This is a genomic window from Solwaraspora sp. WMMD1047, assembly GCF_029626155.1.
Taxonomy (GTDB): Bacteria; Actinomycetota; Actinomycetes; order Mycobacteriales; family Micromonosporaceae; genus WMMD1047.
Genome location: NZ_JARUBL010000001.1, coordinates 3682967 through 3697193 on the forward strand (window position 1 = coordinate 3682967; position 14227 = coordinate 3697193).

The 14227-nt window shown below is 70.8% G+C and carries 13 protein-coding genes and 1 pseudogene; 3 read left to right on the plus strand and 11 right to left on the minus strand.

Annotation, left to right across the window (positions count from 1 at the left end; all coding sequences use genetic code 11):
- The first annotated feature begins 3 nt into the window (after nt 1-3).
- Both O7627_RS16695 and O7627_RS16700 read left to right on the plus strand, forming a co-directional pair.
- Entirely contained in the window at nt 4-1512 is a 1509-nt protein-coding gene (locus O7627_RS16695; RefSeq protein WP_278094441.1) for an MFS transporter, read from the plus strand.
- Entirely contained in the window at nt 1509-2444 is a 936-nt protein-coding gene (locus O7627_RS16700; protein WP_278094442.1) for a nucleoside hydrolase, read from the plus strand. Before O7627_RS16695 ends, O7627_RS16700 begins: the two co-directional genes overlap by 4 nt.
- Nucleotides 2445-2521: 77 nt before the next feature.
- On the opposite strand, the gene O7627_RS16705 is transcribed toward O7627_RS16700, so the two are convergent.
- Entirely contained in the window at nt 2522-3352 is an 831-nt protein-coding gene (locus tag O7627_RS16705; RefSeq protein ID WP_278094443.1) for a sugar nucleotide-binding protein, read from the minus strand.
- 46 nt (nt 3353-3398) lie between these two features.
- Nucleotides 3399-3704 (minus strand): cell division protein DivIVA, encoded by a 306-nt coding sequence (locus O7627_RS16710; protein ID WP_278094444.1) that lies wholly within the window; start codon nt 3702-3704, stop codon nt 3399-3401.
- A 215-nt stretch (nt 3705-3919) separates the two neighbouring features.
- Here O7627_RS16710 and O7627_RS16715 point away from each other — a divergent pair.
- A pseudogene (locus tag O7627_RS16715) lies at nt 3920-3997 on the plus strand (GntR family transcriptional regulator); the annotation flags it as partial.
- 238 nt (nt 3998-4235) lie between these two features.
- Here O7627_RS16715 and O7627_RS16720 read toward each other — a convergent pair.
- From O7627_RS16720 to O7627_RS16760, 9 genes are all read right to left on the minus strand, one after another.
- The gene (locus O7627_RS16720) at nt 4236-5291 is read right to left on the minus strand and encodes an oligopeptide/dipeptide ABC transporter ATP-binding protein (protein ID WP_278094445.1); all 1056 of its coding nucleotides are present in this window, start codon (nt 5289-5291) and stop codon (nt 4236-4238) included.
- Nucleotides 5288-6349, minus strand: a complete 1062-nt coding sequence (locus O7627_RS16725) for an ABC transporter ATP-binding protein (protein ID WP_278094446.1) — start codon at nt 6347-6349, stop codon at nt 5288-5290. The genes O7627_RS16720 and O7627_RS16725 overlap by 4 nt, the downstream gene beginning before the upstream one ends.
- Complete coding sequence (locus tag O7627_RS16730) at nt 6346-7272, minus strand: ABC transporter permease (protein WP_278094447.1); 927 nt, start codon at nt 7270-7272, stop codon at nt 6346-6348. The genes O7627_RS16725 and O7627_RS16730 overlap by 4 nt, the downstream gene beginning before the upstream one ends.
- On the minus strand, nt 7265-8251 hold the full coding sequence (locus tag O7627_RS16735) for an ABC transporter permease (RefSeq protein WP_278094448.1): 987 nt from the start codon (nt 8249-8251) through the stop codon (nt 7265-7267). The genes O7627_RS16730 and O7627_RS16735 overlap by 8 nt, the downstream gene beginning before the upstream one ends.
- Nucleotides 8252-8335: 84 nt before the next feature.
- Nucleotides 8336-10078 (minus strand): ABC transporter family substrate-binding protein, encoded by a 1743-nt coding sequence (locus tag O7627_RS16740; protein WP_278094449.1) that lies wholly within the window; start codon nt 10076-10078, stop codon nt 8336-8338.
- A 186-nt stretch (nt 10079-10264) separates the two neighbouring features.
- Entirely contained in the window at nt 10265-10834 is a 570-nt protein-coding gene (locus tag O7627_RS16745) for a hypothetical protein (protein WP_278094450.1), read from the minus strand.
- On the minus strand, nt 10831-11742 hold the full coding sequence (locus O7627_RS16750) for a carbohydrate ABC transporter permease (protein ID WP_278094451.1): 912 nt from the start codon (nt 11740-11742) through the stop codon (nt 10831-10833). Before O7627_RS16750 ends, O7627_RS16745 begins: the two co-directional genes overlap by 4 nt.
- Nucleotides 11739-12704, minus strand: coding sequence for a sugar ABC transporter permease (locus O7627_RS16755; protein WP_278094452.1), 966 nt, complete (start codon nt 12702-12704; stop codon nt 11739-11741). Before O7627_RS16755 ends, O7627_RS16750 begins: the two co-directional genes overlap by 4 nt.
- Nucleotides 12705-12753: 49 nt before the next feature.
- The gene (locus tag O7627_RS16760) at nt 12754-13986 is read right to left on the minus strand and encodes a sugar ABC transporter substrate-binding protein (protein WP_278094453.1); all 1233 of its coding nucleotides are present in this window, start codon (nt 13984-13986) and stop codon (nt 12754-12756) included.
- Nucleotides 13987-14227: the final 241 nt, after the last annotated feature.

Sequence of the window (14227 nt, forward strand, 5' to 3'; positions counted from 1 at the left end):
GGCGTGCCGTACCCCTACCTGATCTGGCTGGCCGGGGTCACCATGTCGTTGCTGGGGACCCAGGTCATGGCGTTCGCGATGGCCTGGGCCGCGAGCGAGAACAGTGGACCGCTGGCCGGGGCCGTGTTGACCGCGATCGTCGCGCCCCGGGTGTTGTTGCTGCTGGTGGGTGGCTGGCTCACCGACCGGTTCGGCGCCTGGCGGGTCATGATCGTGGCCGATACCACGATGGTGGCGGTGACGGCCGGACTCGCGATCGGGGCGTGGTTACTTGGCCCCCGGCCGGGGCTGCTGCTGGCGGTGGCGGTGGCCATCGGCGTCGTGGACGCCTGCTACCTGCCCGGCTCGGGGTCGATGCCCCGGCTGTTGGTACCGGCCGGGTCGCTGGCCCGTGCCCTGTCCGCCCGGCAGGTGGCCGGCCAGGTCGGCACCCTCGCCGGGCCGCCGGTCGGCGGACTGTTGGTGGCGGCCGCCGGGCTGGCGGCGGCGGCCCTCGCGAACGCGGTCACCTTTGCGGCGATGCTGCTCGTGCTCATGGTGCTGCGCCCTCACGCCGCCGCGCGGTCAGCCCGGGTTCAGCGGGCAGACCGTGGCCGGCCCTCAGCTCTTGGCCGGCCCTCAGCTCCTGGCCGGCCCTCAGCTCTTGGCCGGCCCTCAGCTCCTGGCCGGCCCTCAGCTCCTGGCCGGCTCTCGGATCGGGGGCGGCAGGCAGACCGTGGCCAGAGCTCTGACCGCCGGGGTCGGCGGTCGGGACGTGACGAGGGATGGTGGTCGACCGGGTCGGCCGGGGTCCGGCTGGCCGGGCGTGATCCTGCCCTGCGCGCCGCCCTGCTGTTGACCGCCGTCGCGGCCGGCTTCCTGCTGCCGGTGGCGTCGCTGCTGGTGCCGCTGCTCGCCCGGGACCGGTACTGGCCGGCCCCGTTCGCCGGGGTGTTGCTCGGCGCGGTGGCGCTCGGCGCCACGACCGTCGCGCTGGCCGTGACGGCCCGGGGCGCCCTGCCCCGCGCCGAACGGGTCGCCGCCGTCGGGCTGCTGATCGCCGCGGTGGGCGTCGGCGCGCTGGCGACACCCGGTCCGCGGGCGGCAGCCCTGACGGCCGCGGTCCTCATCGGTGTGGGTAGCGGACTCTTCGCCACGCATATCGGGCCGCTGCTGCTCGGCCGGGCGCCGGACAGTCACCTGGCGCGGGTCCAGGCGGTCGTCGTCCTCGCGCAGAATCTGCCGCTGCTGGCGACCAACCCGATCCTCGGGCACCTGGCCGACGCCGCCACCGCCGCCACCGCGCTGACCCTCTGCGCCGCCGTCCTGGCCGGCGCCGCCCTCGCCGGCCTGCGCACACCCGCCCTGCGCATGCTGGCAGTGGACCCGGCCCTACCGGGATCGCCGCCAACGGCGCCAGACCTGGGCCCGCCGGCAGCGCCCCCAGCGGGATCGCAGCCATCGTCACTCGTGGCGCCGGCGCCAACATCGGTTTCGGGCCGGCGGCCGGCACCCCCTACCATTCGGCGATGACCGTACCTGTCGTCATTGACTGTGATCCCGGCGTCGATGACATGGTCGCGTTGCTGCTGGCCTGCGCCAGCCCCGAGATCGAACTGCTCGGCGTGACGACCGTCGGTGGCAACCTGGGTCTCGCCACGACCACCCGCAACGCCTGCGCGGTTCTCGCGCTCGCCGGCCGCGCGGACCTGCCGGTCGCCCCCGGCGCCTCCCGGACCCTGGTGCGCGTTCCGCCGCCGAGGGCCGGACACCCGCACGGCCCGGACGGGCTGGGCGGTATCCGGCTACCGGAGCCGGCCGGCGCACCCGACCCGCGACACGCGATCGACCTGCTGGCGGCGATGGTCGAGGCCTCCGACCGGCCGGTCACCGTGGTGGCGATCGGACCACTGACGAATGTGGCCCTCTTCTACGCCCGCTATCCAGAGCTGGCGGACCGGCTCGGCCGGCTGATCGTGATGGGCGGCGCGACCGGGGCCGGCAACATCACCCCGGCGGCGGAGTTCAACATCTGGTTCGACCCGGAGGCGGCGTACCGGGTACTGACCGAACCGCCGGTGCCGACCACGATGGTCGGGCTGGAGACCACCTACGCCGCCGCGCTCGGCCGCGACGACCTGACCCGGCTGGCGGCGGCCGGCCCGGTCGGCGCCCTGGTCGGCCAGGCGCTGGGGCACTACCTGCGCAGCTACGCGGAGGTGTTGGGTCGGGACGCGGTCCCGGTACACGACGCCGTCGCGGTGCTGGCGGCGATCCGGCCGGACCTGGTGGAGCTGCGGCCGGCCCGGATCGAGGTGGACACCTCGTCCGGACCGGACCGGGGAGCCACCACCGTCGACCAGCCCGATGACGGGCCGGTCGCCCGGGTCGCGACGGGAGTGGACGTCGCGGCCTTCGCCGACCTCATCGTGACCCGGGTGGGCCAGACCGCCCCCGCCGGCTGACGCCTGCGGACGTCTGTCGCACCCGGCGGGCTGTGCGCGTCTGAACAAGCGAGGGGCTGACCGACAGCAACTCGTTCTCACGGCGGATCGGGCGTGAGGAATTCGCGTGCCCCTCGGACGCGGGTTCTCAAACGAGCCTGGGTGCGGGTGCTGTCCAACCGGACGGCGACGGGTCCGGGTAGACCGCTGCCGGCGCGCAGAGCGGTGGGGAGGGCGACCGGGTCCAGGCCGTCCCGATCGGCGATCAGCACTCCGAGTTCGTAACGGCTGAGGGCGTCCGCGCCGGCGACATGGCAGATTCCGGCGGATCGCGATGCGGCCAGTTCCAGCAGGGCCGCGGCGAGGTCGGCGACGTGCACGGGGCAACGCACATCGTCGGTGAACAGCGCGCCGGAGACGGTGCCGGACGCGAGCGCGTGCACACGCTTCTCGTGCGGGGAGTTCCCGGCACCGATGATCAGGGAGGTCCGGGCGATGACGGCGGTCGGCGTGATGCCCTTGACCGCAGTCTCGGCGGCGGCCTTCGCCGCGCCGTACGGCGTCGTGGGGTCCGGCAGGTCCGCCTCGGTGTAGCGGGCCGCCCCGCCGGAGAAGACCGCATCGCTGGAGACGTGCACCAGGTGGGCGCCCGCCGCCGCCGATGCCAGCGCGACGTGCGTGGCGCCGTCGGCTGTCGTTGCCCAGTCGGCCTGCCGGTAGGCGGCGTTGACGACCACAGCGGGTCGGGCGGAGCCGACCAGGTCCGCTACGTCGTCGCGGTGCCGGACATCCAGGTTCCGCCAGTCGACGTCGGCCACGGCCGGTCGGTGACTGTGGAAGGTCGCCACGGTGTGGTGACCGGCGAGCCGCGCCTGCCGAATGACCTCCAGACCGAGTAGGCCGCTGCCGCCCACCACAAGCAGATCCACCCGGTCACGGTACGGGAGCCGGCCGGCGCTCGACCGGTCCGCGGGTTCAGCGGGTCGGCCAGTGGCCGGTGTTGTTGCGGTACTGCTCCGGGGCGGGGCCGGTGGGGCGGGCGTGGCGGAGTTGCCAGTCGCGGAGCACGCGCCGAAGGCGGTCGTTCTCCTCGCGTACGGTGCGGATCTCGCGGTGCAGGGTGGTCAGTTCCTCGGCGATCCGGTGCTGGAAGTCGCGTACCTGATCGGGGTCGGCGCCGCACCGCCGTGGCGCGAACTCCTCGCTGCGTACCTCGTGGGGGGTCGGCCGGTGTGGCCAGCCGGTGCCGATCGGCCGGCCGCCGCGATACGCCTGTGCCACAGCGGTCCTCTCCGGAACGGTCGGGGGAGTGCCGGTCACCCTGGGCGGGTGGAAGGGCGGGCCGTCCACCTGCCGGCCGTGGGCGGCCCGCCCGCCCCGCCACCGCAGCCTCGTTCGGCGGTACGGCAGCGGAGCTGGCTTGACCGGCCGAGGTGGGCGTCCCCACCCCGACCGTCTGGGTGAGCCACCCATTTCGTTGCCACGCGAGGAGAGCAGCGCTGCGGGTGATTCGGCGGCACCAGGGGAAGGGCGTCTACGTCACCGACCCGAAGACCTGGATGCGCGAACCCTGACCCGATCGTTCGACCCGTCTCCACCGGCGTGCTCGCGTGGGCTGCGACTGATGATCTGAGCGCTACTGCTGTTAAAGGCGCCGTTTAACAGCAGTAGCGCTCAGATCATCAAGAAGCGCCCGCCATCGGCGGCACCGCGTCGCGGACCCAGACGGCACGCACCGCTGGGTCGTCAGGCGTCCCCCCCGGGTGTCCCCGTCTGGGCGGGGCGGAGGGCACTGACGGGGCACTCGTGCAGTCAGACCAGGCGTAGGGGTTGTGCGTAGTGGCAGGCCACCGGATGGCCCACCGCGCGGTCGACAAGCGCCGGGACCTCGTCCGTGCAGCGGGTGCGCTGGTCCGGCGTCAGCTCGGCGGCGAACTTCGGGCAGCGGGTGCGGAACCGGCAGCCGCTGGGCGGGTCGGCCGGGCTCGGCACGTCGCCGGCCAGGATGATCCGCTGCCGGCCGCGTTCCTTGCGCGGGTCCGGCAGCGGAATCGCCGAGATCAACGCCTGGGTGTACGGGTGTGCGGCGCTCGCGAACAGGTCAGTGGTCGGCGCGGTCTCCACGATCCGGCCCAGGTACATCACCGCCACCCGGTGCGCCACGTGCCGCACCACCGACAGGTCGTGCGAGATGAACAGGTACGACAGGCCGAACTCGCCCTGCAGATCCTCCAGCAGGTTGATCACGCCGGCCTGGATGGAGACGTCGAGCGCGGAAACCGGCTCGTCGAGCACCAGCACCTTCGGCCGCAGCGCCAACGCGCGGGCCACCCCGATGCGCTGCCGCTGCCCGCCGGAGAACTCGTGCGCGTACCGGTTGCCGTGTTCGGGGTTGAGGCCCACCACCTTCAGCAGTTCGCGGACCTTGGCCCGGCCCTCGACGCCGTAGGCGCCATGGATGCGCAGCGGTTCGGCGATCAGCTCGTGCACGGTCATCCGGGGATCGAGCGAGGCGAACGGGTCCTGGAAGACGATCTGCAGGTGGCGGCGGAGCGGCCGCATCTCGCGGCGGGTCAGTCCGACCAGGTCCCGGCCCCGGTAGCGGACCTCACCGGCGGTGGCCGGCACCAGGTTGAGCAGCAGGCGGCCGGTGGTGGTCTTGCCGCAGCCGGACTCGCCGACCAGCCCGAGGGTCTCGTTCGCGCGCAGCTCGAACGAGACGCCGCAGACCGCGTGCACCTCGCCGACCTGGCGGCGGACCACCCCCCGGCCCCGGACCGGGAAGTGCTTGACCAGGCCGCGGACCGCGATCAGGGGTTCGGCGGCCTGCGGACCGCGCGGTGCCGGCACGACGGCGCTGTCGGTCATTCGGGGGCCTCCGGATCGGCCAGGACGAGGTCCGCGTCGGCGGCCGTCGGGTCGAACAGGTCCCGCGCGGCGTGCCCGGCGACCTCCGCGTGGAAGTGGCAGGCCGCCAGGTGCCCGGCGCTGCCGGTGCCGGTGAGCACCGGTTCGTCGTGTTCGCACCGGTCCCGGGCCAGTGGGCAGCGCGGGGTGAACGGGCAGCCCGGCGGCAGGTTGAGCAGCGATGGCGGGGCGCCGAGGATGGGGGTGAGCCGGGTCCGGCCGTCGTCGTCCAGCCGGGGCAGGCTGCCCAGCAGCCCGAGCGTGTACGGCATCCGCGGCTGGTAGAAGATGTCATCGACGGAGCCGGATTCGACCAGTTTGCCGGCGTACATGACGGCGACCCGGTCGGCGTGGCCGGCGATCACGCCCAGGTCGTGGGTGATCAGGATCAGCGCGGCGCCGGTCTGCTCCCGGGCCGCCTCCAGCGCCTCCAGCACCTGCGCCTGGACGGTGACGTCGAGCGCGGTGGTCGGCTCGTCGGCGATGATCACGTCTGGGTCGTTGGCCATCGCGATCGCGATCACGACCCGCTGCCGCATCCCGCCGGAGAGCTCGTGCGGGTAGCTGTGCACCCGTTGTTTCGGCAGCGGAATGCCGACCGCGTCGAGCAGTTCGACCGCCCGGTCCAGGGCGGCGGCGCGCGCGACCCGGTGGTGGGCCAGCACCGCTTCGGCGATTTGTTTGCCGACCGGGTAGACCGGGTTGAGCGAGGTCAGCGGGTCCTGGAAGATCATCGCGATCCGCCGGCCCCGGATCCGCGACATCTCGTCGTCGGTGCGGCCGAGCAGCTCCTGGTCGCCGAGCCGGGCCGAGCCGCTGATCCTGGCGGTGCGGGGCAGCAGCCCCATCACGGCCAGCGAGGTGACCGACTTGCCGGAGCCGGACTCGCCGACGATGCCGAGTGCCTCGCCCCGTCGCAGCTGGTAGCTGACCCCCCGTACCGCGTGGACGAGGCCGTCCTCGGTGGGGAAGTCGACGGTCAGGTCGTCGACCGACAACAGCAACTCACGCTCTGTCATTTGCGTACCCTCGTCTGCCGTGGGTCGAACGCGTCGCGCAGGCCGTCGCCGACGAAGTTGATGGTCAGCGCGATCAGGATGATGAAGATCCCGGGCAGGTAGAACAGCCACGGCCGGGTGGTGATCGCCTGCGCCGAGGTGGTGACCAGCAGGCCGAGCGAGGTGTCGGGGGAGCGGACGCCGAACCCGATGAACGACAGCGCCGTCTCGGCCAGGATCGCGGCGGCGACGTAGACGGTCGAGACCACGATGATCGAGCCGAGCGCGTTGGGTAGCAGGTGCCGCAGGATGATCCGGGCGTCGCTGGCGCCGAGTGCCCGGGCCGCCTCCACGAAGTCCTGTTCGCGCAGGGACAGCACCACGCCGCGGACCACCCGCGACACGTACGGCCAGCTCAGCGCGCCGAGGATGACCGCGATCGCCCACCAGGCGCCGCCGCCGAAGCCCATCCCGCCGAGCGCGGCGGCGATCGCGATCACCGGGATGGTGAGCAGCACGTCGACGAAGCGCATCATCAGCGCGTCCGCCCAGCCCCGGTAGTAGCCGGCCATCGCGCCCCAGACCGAGCCGACGACGCCGCCGATCAGGGCGACGGTCAGCGCGATCTTGATGGACTGCTGGGTGCCCCGCATCACCTGGGCCATCGTGTCGTGGCCGATGCTGTCGGTGCCGAACGGGTGGCGCGCCGACGGCGGCTGCGACAGGTCGTCGGTGATGGTGGTGAAGTCGTACGTCCAGAACAGCGGGCCCAGGTACGCGAAGGCGACGATGAGCAGGAAGGTGACCAGACTGGCCACGGCCAACCGGTGCCGGAAGAACCGGCGCAGCACCAGCCTGGTCTGGCTGCGTTCCCGGACGGTGAACTCCCGGTCCGGGCCGGCGGCCGGCGGGCCGGCCGTGACCGCGCCGCTGATGTCACTCATAGCGAATCCTCGGGTCCAGCACCGCGTAGAGCACGTCGGCGACGATGTTGAACACCACCACCACGAACCCGGCCAGCAGCAGCCAGGCCGCGACCGCGTTGGTGTCCTGCAGGTCGATGCCGCGGATCAGCATCCGGCCGAGTCCGTTCCAGTTGAAAACGGTCTCGGTGATCACCGCTCCGCCCAGCAGACCGGCGATGTCGAGGGCGGTGACGGTGGTCAGCGGGATCAGCGCGGTCCGCAGCCCGTGCCGGACCAGCACCTGCCGCCAGCGCAGCCCCTTGGCCCGGGCCAGCCGCAGGTAGTCGCTGTTGAGCACGTCGAGCATGGCGGAGCGCTGGTACCGGCTCCACGCCGCGTAGGAGATCAACGCCAGCGCGATCGTCGGCAGCACCATGTGTCCGGCGATGTCGGTGATCTTCTCCCAGGCGGTCATCCCGGTGGTGTCCGGTGACGCCTCACCGATGGTGTAGAAGGTGCTGCTGCCGCTGGCCTGGTTGACCGCGACCGCCGCGTGCTTGAGCACCAGGGCCAGCCAGAACGACGGCATGGCCAGGAAGATGAAGCCGGTGAAGGTGACGGTGTAGTCGAAGGTGGAGTACTGCCGCACCGCGCTGAGCACGCCGTTGACCACGGCGAAGATCAGCGCCAGCAGCATCGCCACGAAGACCAGCCGCAGGGTAACCACGCTGCGGTCGATGAGCTGGCTGCCGATGTCGTAGTTCTCCTGCACCGACTCCCCGAAGTCGCCCCGGGTCACCAGACCCCAGAGCCATTCCAGGTAGCGCTGCCAGACCGGCTTGTCGAGGTCGAGCCGGTCGGTGACCAGGTCGATGGTCGCCTGCGGCGGCGGCGGGTTGCGCAGCAGCAGCGGCTCCAGCGGGTTGCCGGAGACCGCCACCAGGAAGTAGACGAGTGCGGACGCGGCGATCAGCACCGGAATGGCGGCGAGCAGCCGCCGTACGACGTACGCGAGCATGGTTCCTCCGCGAGTGACGACCTGCCGTGCCGGGTTCCGGACGGGTGGCGTCCGGGACCCGGCACGGGACCGACCGGGCCTGCGCTACTCGGCGGTCGCCTTGAGACCCCATTCCTGGAGGTTGTAGGTGGGGCCGGCGGAGGTCGCGTTGTCGCGGACGTTCACGTAGTCGGACTTGACCACCAGGTAGGTGGGCCGCTGGTAGAGCGGCAGCACGTAGTAGTCGGCGGCCATCAGCGCGTTGGCCTGGTTGAGCAGTTCGGCACCCTTCGCCTCGTCCAGTTGCGACGCGGCCTGGTTGATCAGGTCGTTGGCGGCCGGGTTCTCCCACTTGCCGAAGTTGCTGCCGCTGCCCAGGCCCCAGAGCTGCTGGGCGCCCTGGAACGCGAACGGCGTACCGATCCAGGCGAACACGATCAGGTCGAAGTCGCCGTTGGCCAGCGTGCCGCTGAGGTCCTCGGTGGTTTCGATGGTGGCGTCGATGCCGAGTTCCCGGAGGCTGGCCTGGGCCAGTTCGGAGGTGGTCGCCCGGGACTGGTTGCCGGCGGTGTGCCGGATCCGAAGGGTCACCGGCTCGCCGGCGGGCGTCTTGAGGGCGGTGCCGACGTCGGTGTAGCCGGCGGCGGTCAGGACCTGCTTGGCGGCCTCCACGTCGCCGCTGCCGGCGCCGGTGGGGGTGACCACGTCCTGGTAGTACGGGCTGCCGGGGAAGTAGTTGTGGCTGCCCAGCGGCTCGGCCTTCGGGTCGTACTGGCCGACGGTGCGGGCGATGATGCCCGGCACGTCGATGGCCTTGAAGACCGCTTCCCGCAGCGCCTTGTCCTTGAGGAACTTGTTCTGCAGGTTGAGGTCGAAGTGTTCCCAGTTCAACCCGTGTCCGATGTAGGTGTGGTAGCCGGGCAACTGGCTGACCTGGGAGACCATGTCCTGGTTGGGCAGCGGGTAGCCACCCTGCAGTTCGTCGTTCTGCAGTGCCGGCACGAACGACGACTGATCTGTGGTGATCTTGAAGATGAACTTCTCCAGCGGCGGCTTGACCTTGCCGTACCACTTGTCGTTCGGGATCTGGATGAGCTGCTGTCCCTCGACGTAGCTCTCGATCACGTAGGGGCCACCCGACCAGGTCGGCTGGGTGGTCTTGAAGTACTGCCAGGAGGCGGCGAGCTGCTCCGGGGTGTCCGTCCCGCCGTTTGCCTTGGCGATGTGCGCCGGGTAGATCTCGCCGAAGACCTGGCGCCAGTCCGGGAACTTCACCCCGTCCTGGTAGGTCGCGGTGACCGTCTTGCCGTCGTCGGAGCCGACCACGCTGGCCAGCACGTCGTAACCGCTGCTGCTGGCGGTGGCGCAGTCCGGGCAGTCCCGGGTGTTGCGGGTCTTGAACTGGTAGATGAAGTCCTCGGCGCTGATCGGCGTGCCGTCACTCCAGACCGCCTCCGGACGGATCTTGTAGACGACGGTCTGAGGTGACTCGACGGTGATGGTCGGCTCCTCGACCAGCAGGTCGGTGTTCCAGTGCGGGAGCAGGTCGGGCGCGGCGTAGTAGGCGCCGGGGATCAGACCGTTGAGCATCTGGGTGGTGGAGAAGTGACCACCGTCGTCGCTGTTGACGTTCCAGGTGGCGATGTCCTGCTCCATGTACCAGACGATCTGGCCGCCCTGTCTGGTCTCGCCGCTGTTGCAGTCCAGCGGGCGTTCGGCGCACCCGGCCAGGCCGGCCTGGCCCTCGGCCTCGGAGTTGCCGCCGTCGCTGGTGCAGGCGGTGGTGATCAGCACCGCGGTGACGGCGAGCGAGGTAAGGCCCGCCGCCCTCCTGTGTCGAGTGAACATTGGCACCCTCCAGTCGGCGTCGCGGCCGGCGCGCCGGAGCCACTCCGGGACGGCCGATCACGTTCGTGTCCACATGAAACGCGCAATATCAACCGATGCCCAGACCATCTGTCGCGTTGTGACGATGTCGTTACTGGACGACGCGACCGGATCGGGGCGTGGTCGACCACGCTCTCAAGGAACGCCCTACGGGCGCCGTTCGGTTGCCACCGCCGCCATCACCACACAGCCGATCATCGGGACCAGCAGCGGCAGCAGTTGCCAGGTGACGAGCGCGAGCAGGCCGAGGGCGAGGACCAGCAGCAACGAGCCGGACCGATCGGCGACCACCGTCCGATGAGCGGCGCGGCGCAGCAGGTCGGGCCACCGGTCGCCGGGGCGCCAGAGCGCGCCGGCCCGCAGCAGCAGCACGGCCAGCCCGACGGCCGTCAGCCCGCTGACGACCGCCACCAGGCCGCCGCCGGGGACCCGGGTCCGCAGCACCGCCGCGTCGAGCGCCAGCAGCGCGAAGGCGCCGGCGGCGCCGAGCGACCAGCCGGCACTTCCCGGGTACGCCGAGCGCAGCCGGCCCGCGAACGCACGCAGGGCCGTGCTCTCGCCGTCGACGTGCGCGCTGATCTGGGCGGCACCGGCGGCGAGCGCGGCCAGCAGGGTGACCACCGGCACCGCCGCCAGGGTCACCAGCAGCCCGGTCAGCAGGCACTCGCCGAACAGCGCGAAGCGCTGCCCGCGCGCCGGTGGTGCGGGCGGGCTCACCCCTTGAGCCCCGAGGTGGAGACGCCCTCGACGAGGAATCGCTGGAAGAACAGGAAAAATCCGATCACCGGCACCAGCGCCAGCATCGACATCGCCATCAGCGCACCGTAGTCCGACAGGCTGGTCTGGTCGATGTAGAGCTGCAGGGCCAGCGGCAGCGGATACTTCTCCGGCGTGCTGACGTAGATCAACGGTCCGAAGAAGTCGTTCCAGGTCCAGATGAAGGTGAAGATCGCCGTGGTGATCATCGCCGGTCGGGACAGCGGCAGGATGATGTGCCAGAAGGTGCCCCAGTGTCCGGCGCCGTCGATGCGGGCCGACTCGTCCAGCTCGTGCGGGATGCCGCGCATGAACTGCACCATCAGGAAGACGAAGAACGCCTCCGCGGCGAGGAACTTTCCGATCAGCAGCGGTAGGTAGGTGTCCACCAGGCCGAGGTTCTGGAAGACCGCGTACTGCGGGATGATCAACACGTGGAACGGCAGTAGCAGGGTGGAGATCATCAGGGCGAACATCACGCCCCGGCCGCGGAACCGGAGTCGGGCGAAGGCATAGCCGGCCAGGGCCGAGGAGGCGACCGTGCCGACCACCGACAGCACCGCGAGCACCGTCGAGTTCCAGAAGAACCGGAACACGCTGATGCCGGCCACCCCGTCGGCCGCCCGCCGGTAGTTCTCGGTGGTCGGCTCGCTGGGTAGCAGCTCCAGGCTGCCGAGAATGGACTGGGACGGCTTGAACGAGGCGGCCACCACCCAGACCACCGGATAGAGCACCACCGCCAGCAGGGCGAGCGCGCCGAGGTGCCACCAGATGCTGCCGAGCCGGTGACCGCGCCGCCGCGCGGCGGCCGACGGGGGACCGGGTGGCGGGTCCACGGTGGTCATCGGCGTACCTCCGGGTGTGGTCATCGGTTGTCCCCGGAGTAGTGGACCCAGCCGCGTGCGGTGCGGAACAGCACGATCGTCACCAGCCCGATCCCGAGCAGCAGCATCCAGGCCATCGCCGAGGCGTAGCCCATCCGGAAGTCGGAGAAGCCCTGACCGTAGAGGTGCACGGTGTAGAAGAGGGTGGACCCGGCCGGGCTGCCGTTCTTGCCCCCGATCACGTACGCCGAGGTGAAGATCTGGAAGGAGTTGATCGTCTCCAGCAGCAGGTTGAAGAAGAGCACCGGCGAGATCATCGGCAGGGTGATGGACCTGAACCGCCGCCACCGGCCGGCGCCGTCGACGTGCGCCGCCTCGTACAGCTCGGGCGGCACCTGCTTCAGCCCGGCCAGGAAGATGACCATCGGGGCGCCGAACTGCCAGACGGCGAGGAGCACCAGCATCAGCAGCGAGTAGTCGGGGTTGCCGAGCCAGCCGCCGGTGCTGACCCCGACCGACCGCATCAGCCGGTCCACCACCGCGTCGTCGCTGAACAACGCCCGCCAGACGATCGCGACGCTGACGCTGGCGCCGATCAGGGAGGGTCCGTAGAACGCCGCCCGGTAGAAGCCCTGCGCCCGGCGGCGGTTGTTCAGCAGCATCGCGACCCCGAGCGCGGCGGCCAGCTTGATCGGCACCGCGAGCAGGACGTAGAGCAGGGTGACCCGGACCGACTGCAGCCAGCGGGCGTCGCCGAGCATCCGCCGGTAGTTCTCCAGCCCGATCCACTCGGGCGAGGTGAACAGGTTGTAGTCGGTGAAGGAGAGGTAGAGCGAGGCGGCCATCGGCCCGATGGTCAGCAGCAGCATCCCGATGATCCACGGCGACAGGAAGAGGTATCCCGCCGCCCCGTCGCCGGGGCGGCGGCGCCGCTTGCGCGACACCGCCGCCCCGGTCCCGGTGGCCGGAGTGCGTTCGGCTGACGTCACCGCGGACGTCGTGGTCATGATCGGTGCTTCCCCTGACTGGTCCGGTGCCGTCCTGATCCGTTCCGCCTCAGGACTGCAGCGTCTCCTCGGCCTCGGTGAAGAACTGGTCGACCGCCTCCTCGACCGAGATCCGCCGGTAGTGCAGTTCCTCGCTGATCCGGATGAACGCGGCCTCGATGGTGCCGGCGCCCTTCGGTGGTGCGGGCGGCGCCTTGGTGAGCTGGTCGGCGATGGTCTCCTCGTACGCGGCGACCGCGGCCAGCGGACCCTCCAACTGGGCGGCGGCCCGCTGCGCGTTGGTGGCGGGCAGGCCGCGGTTGCCGCCGAAGATCCGGCCGGCCTCCGGGTCGTTGATCATGAACGAGATCAGCTTGGCGGCCGCCTCCGGGTGCTCGGTCCGCTGCGAGGCGCTCAGCAGCATGGCCGGCTTGAGGTACTGGCCGAGCTGCTGCGGGTTGTCGCTCGGCACCGGTCCGAGTTTGATCTCGATTGTGGACTCCCCGGCGTACCGGACCAGGAAGTTGTCCCAGCCCAGCTCGGAGGCGGCCAGTCCGTCGACCCAGAGCGAGGCGGGCTTGATCTGGACGGCCTTGTCGACCGGCAGGACGACGTCCTGCTCGATGAGCCGGATACCGTCGTTCCAGAAGTCGGTCAGCTGCTCCCTGGTGAAACCGAGCTTGCCGTCCTCGGTGAACAGCGCCCCGCCCTGCTGGCGCAGCTGCATCTCCAGGTTGTAGATGATGCCGGTGTAGTTCCCGCCGCCGTAGACGTCGGTGGCGTCGGTGATCTTCTGCAGCGCGGCGTGGTAGTCGTCCCAGGTCCAGCCGAGCGCCGGCTCGGCGACTCCCGCCTCGGCGAACTTGGCCGGGTCGTAGAACATGCTCCAGGTGTTGCCGCCGATCGGAACCGCGTACTGCTTACCGTCGACCTCGCCCACGCCCTGGAAGCCGGGGAGCAGGTCGTCCAGCTTGAGGTTGTCGCTCTCCCGCTTGAGATCGAGCAGCACGCCGCGGTCGGCGTACTCGCGCAGGTAGGAGAAGTCCATCTGCAACACGTCGGGGGCGTTGCCGCCGGCCGTCTCGGTGGCCATCTTCTGCCAGTACGCCTCGTACTCCTGGAAGCTGGGGGTCACCTTGATGTCCGGGTTCTGCGACTCGAAGACGGCGATCGCCTGTTGCATCAGGTCGGCCCGGTCGGCGTTGCCCCACCAGGAGTAACGCAACGTGACGGGGCCGGACCCGCCGTCGTCGTCACCGCAGGCCGCGGTGCCCGCAGCCACGCAGGCAAGGGCCGCGGTCACGGCCAGCACAGTCCTGAATCGTTTCATTCTGTCCATGCGAACCTCCGGTCATGGCCCATCCAGCGGCGCCGGCTCAAGTGGCGCTGGCCACAGGTAAGCGCTTGTCAAGGTAGGTTAGGAGGCTGTTACGGTCGCGTCAATGGGGGGCCTAAAACGTTACAACCGCCCGCCGTCGCCGACCTCTCCGCGCCGCAGGTGGCCACCGGTCAAGGATCGGACCTGGTCCATGCGCCGCACAACC

What these genes read in the sequence shown, in the direction of transcription:
- O7627_RS16735 (WP_278094448.1), bottom strand. Translation starts at nt 8,251, where the DNA reads ATGCTCGCGTACGTCGTACGGCGGCTGCTCGCCGCCATTCCGGTGCTG.
- O7627_RS16750 (WP_278094451.1), bottom strand. Translation starts at nt 11,742, where the DNA reads ATGACCACACCCGGAGGTACGCCGATGACCACCGTGGACCCGCCACCC.
- O7627_RS16730 (WP_278094447.1), bottom strand. Translation starts at nt 7,272, where the DNA reads ATGAGTGACATCAGCGGCGCGGTCACGGCCGGCCCGCCGGCCGCCGGC.
- O7627_RS16700 (WP_278094442.1), top strand. Translation starts at nt 1,509, where the DNA reads ATGACCGTACCTGTCGTCATTGACTGTGATCCCGGCGTCGATGACATG.
- O7627_RS16720 (WP_278094445.1), bottom strand. Translation starts at nt 5,291, where the DNA reads ATGACCGACAGCGCCGTCGTGCCGGCACCGCGCGGTCCGCAGGCCGCC.
- O7627_RS16725 (WP_278094446.1), bottom strand. Translation starts at nt 6,349, where the DNA reads ATGACAGAGCGTGAGTTGCTGTTGTCGGTCGACGACCTGACCGTCGAC.
- O7627_RS16755 (WP_278094452.1), bottom strand. Translation starts at nt 12,704, where the DNA reads ATGACCACGACGTCCGCGGTGACGTCAGCCGAACGCACTCCGGCCACC.
- O7627_RS16740 (WP_278094449.1), bottom strand. Translation starts at nt 10,078, where the DNA reads ATGTTCACTCGACACAGGAGGGCGGCGGGCCTTACCTCGCTCGCCGTC.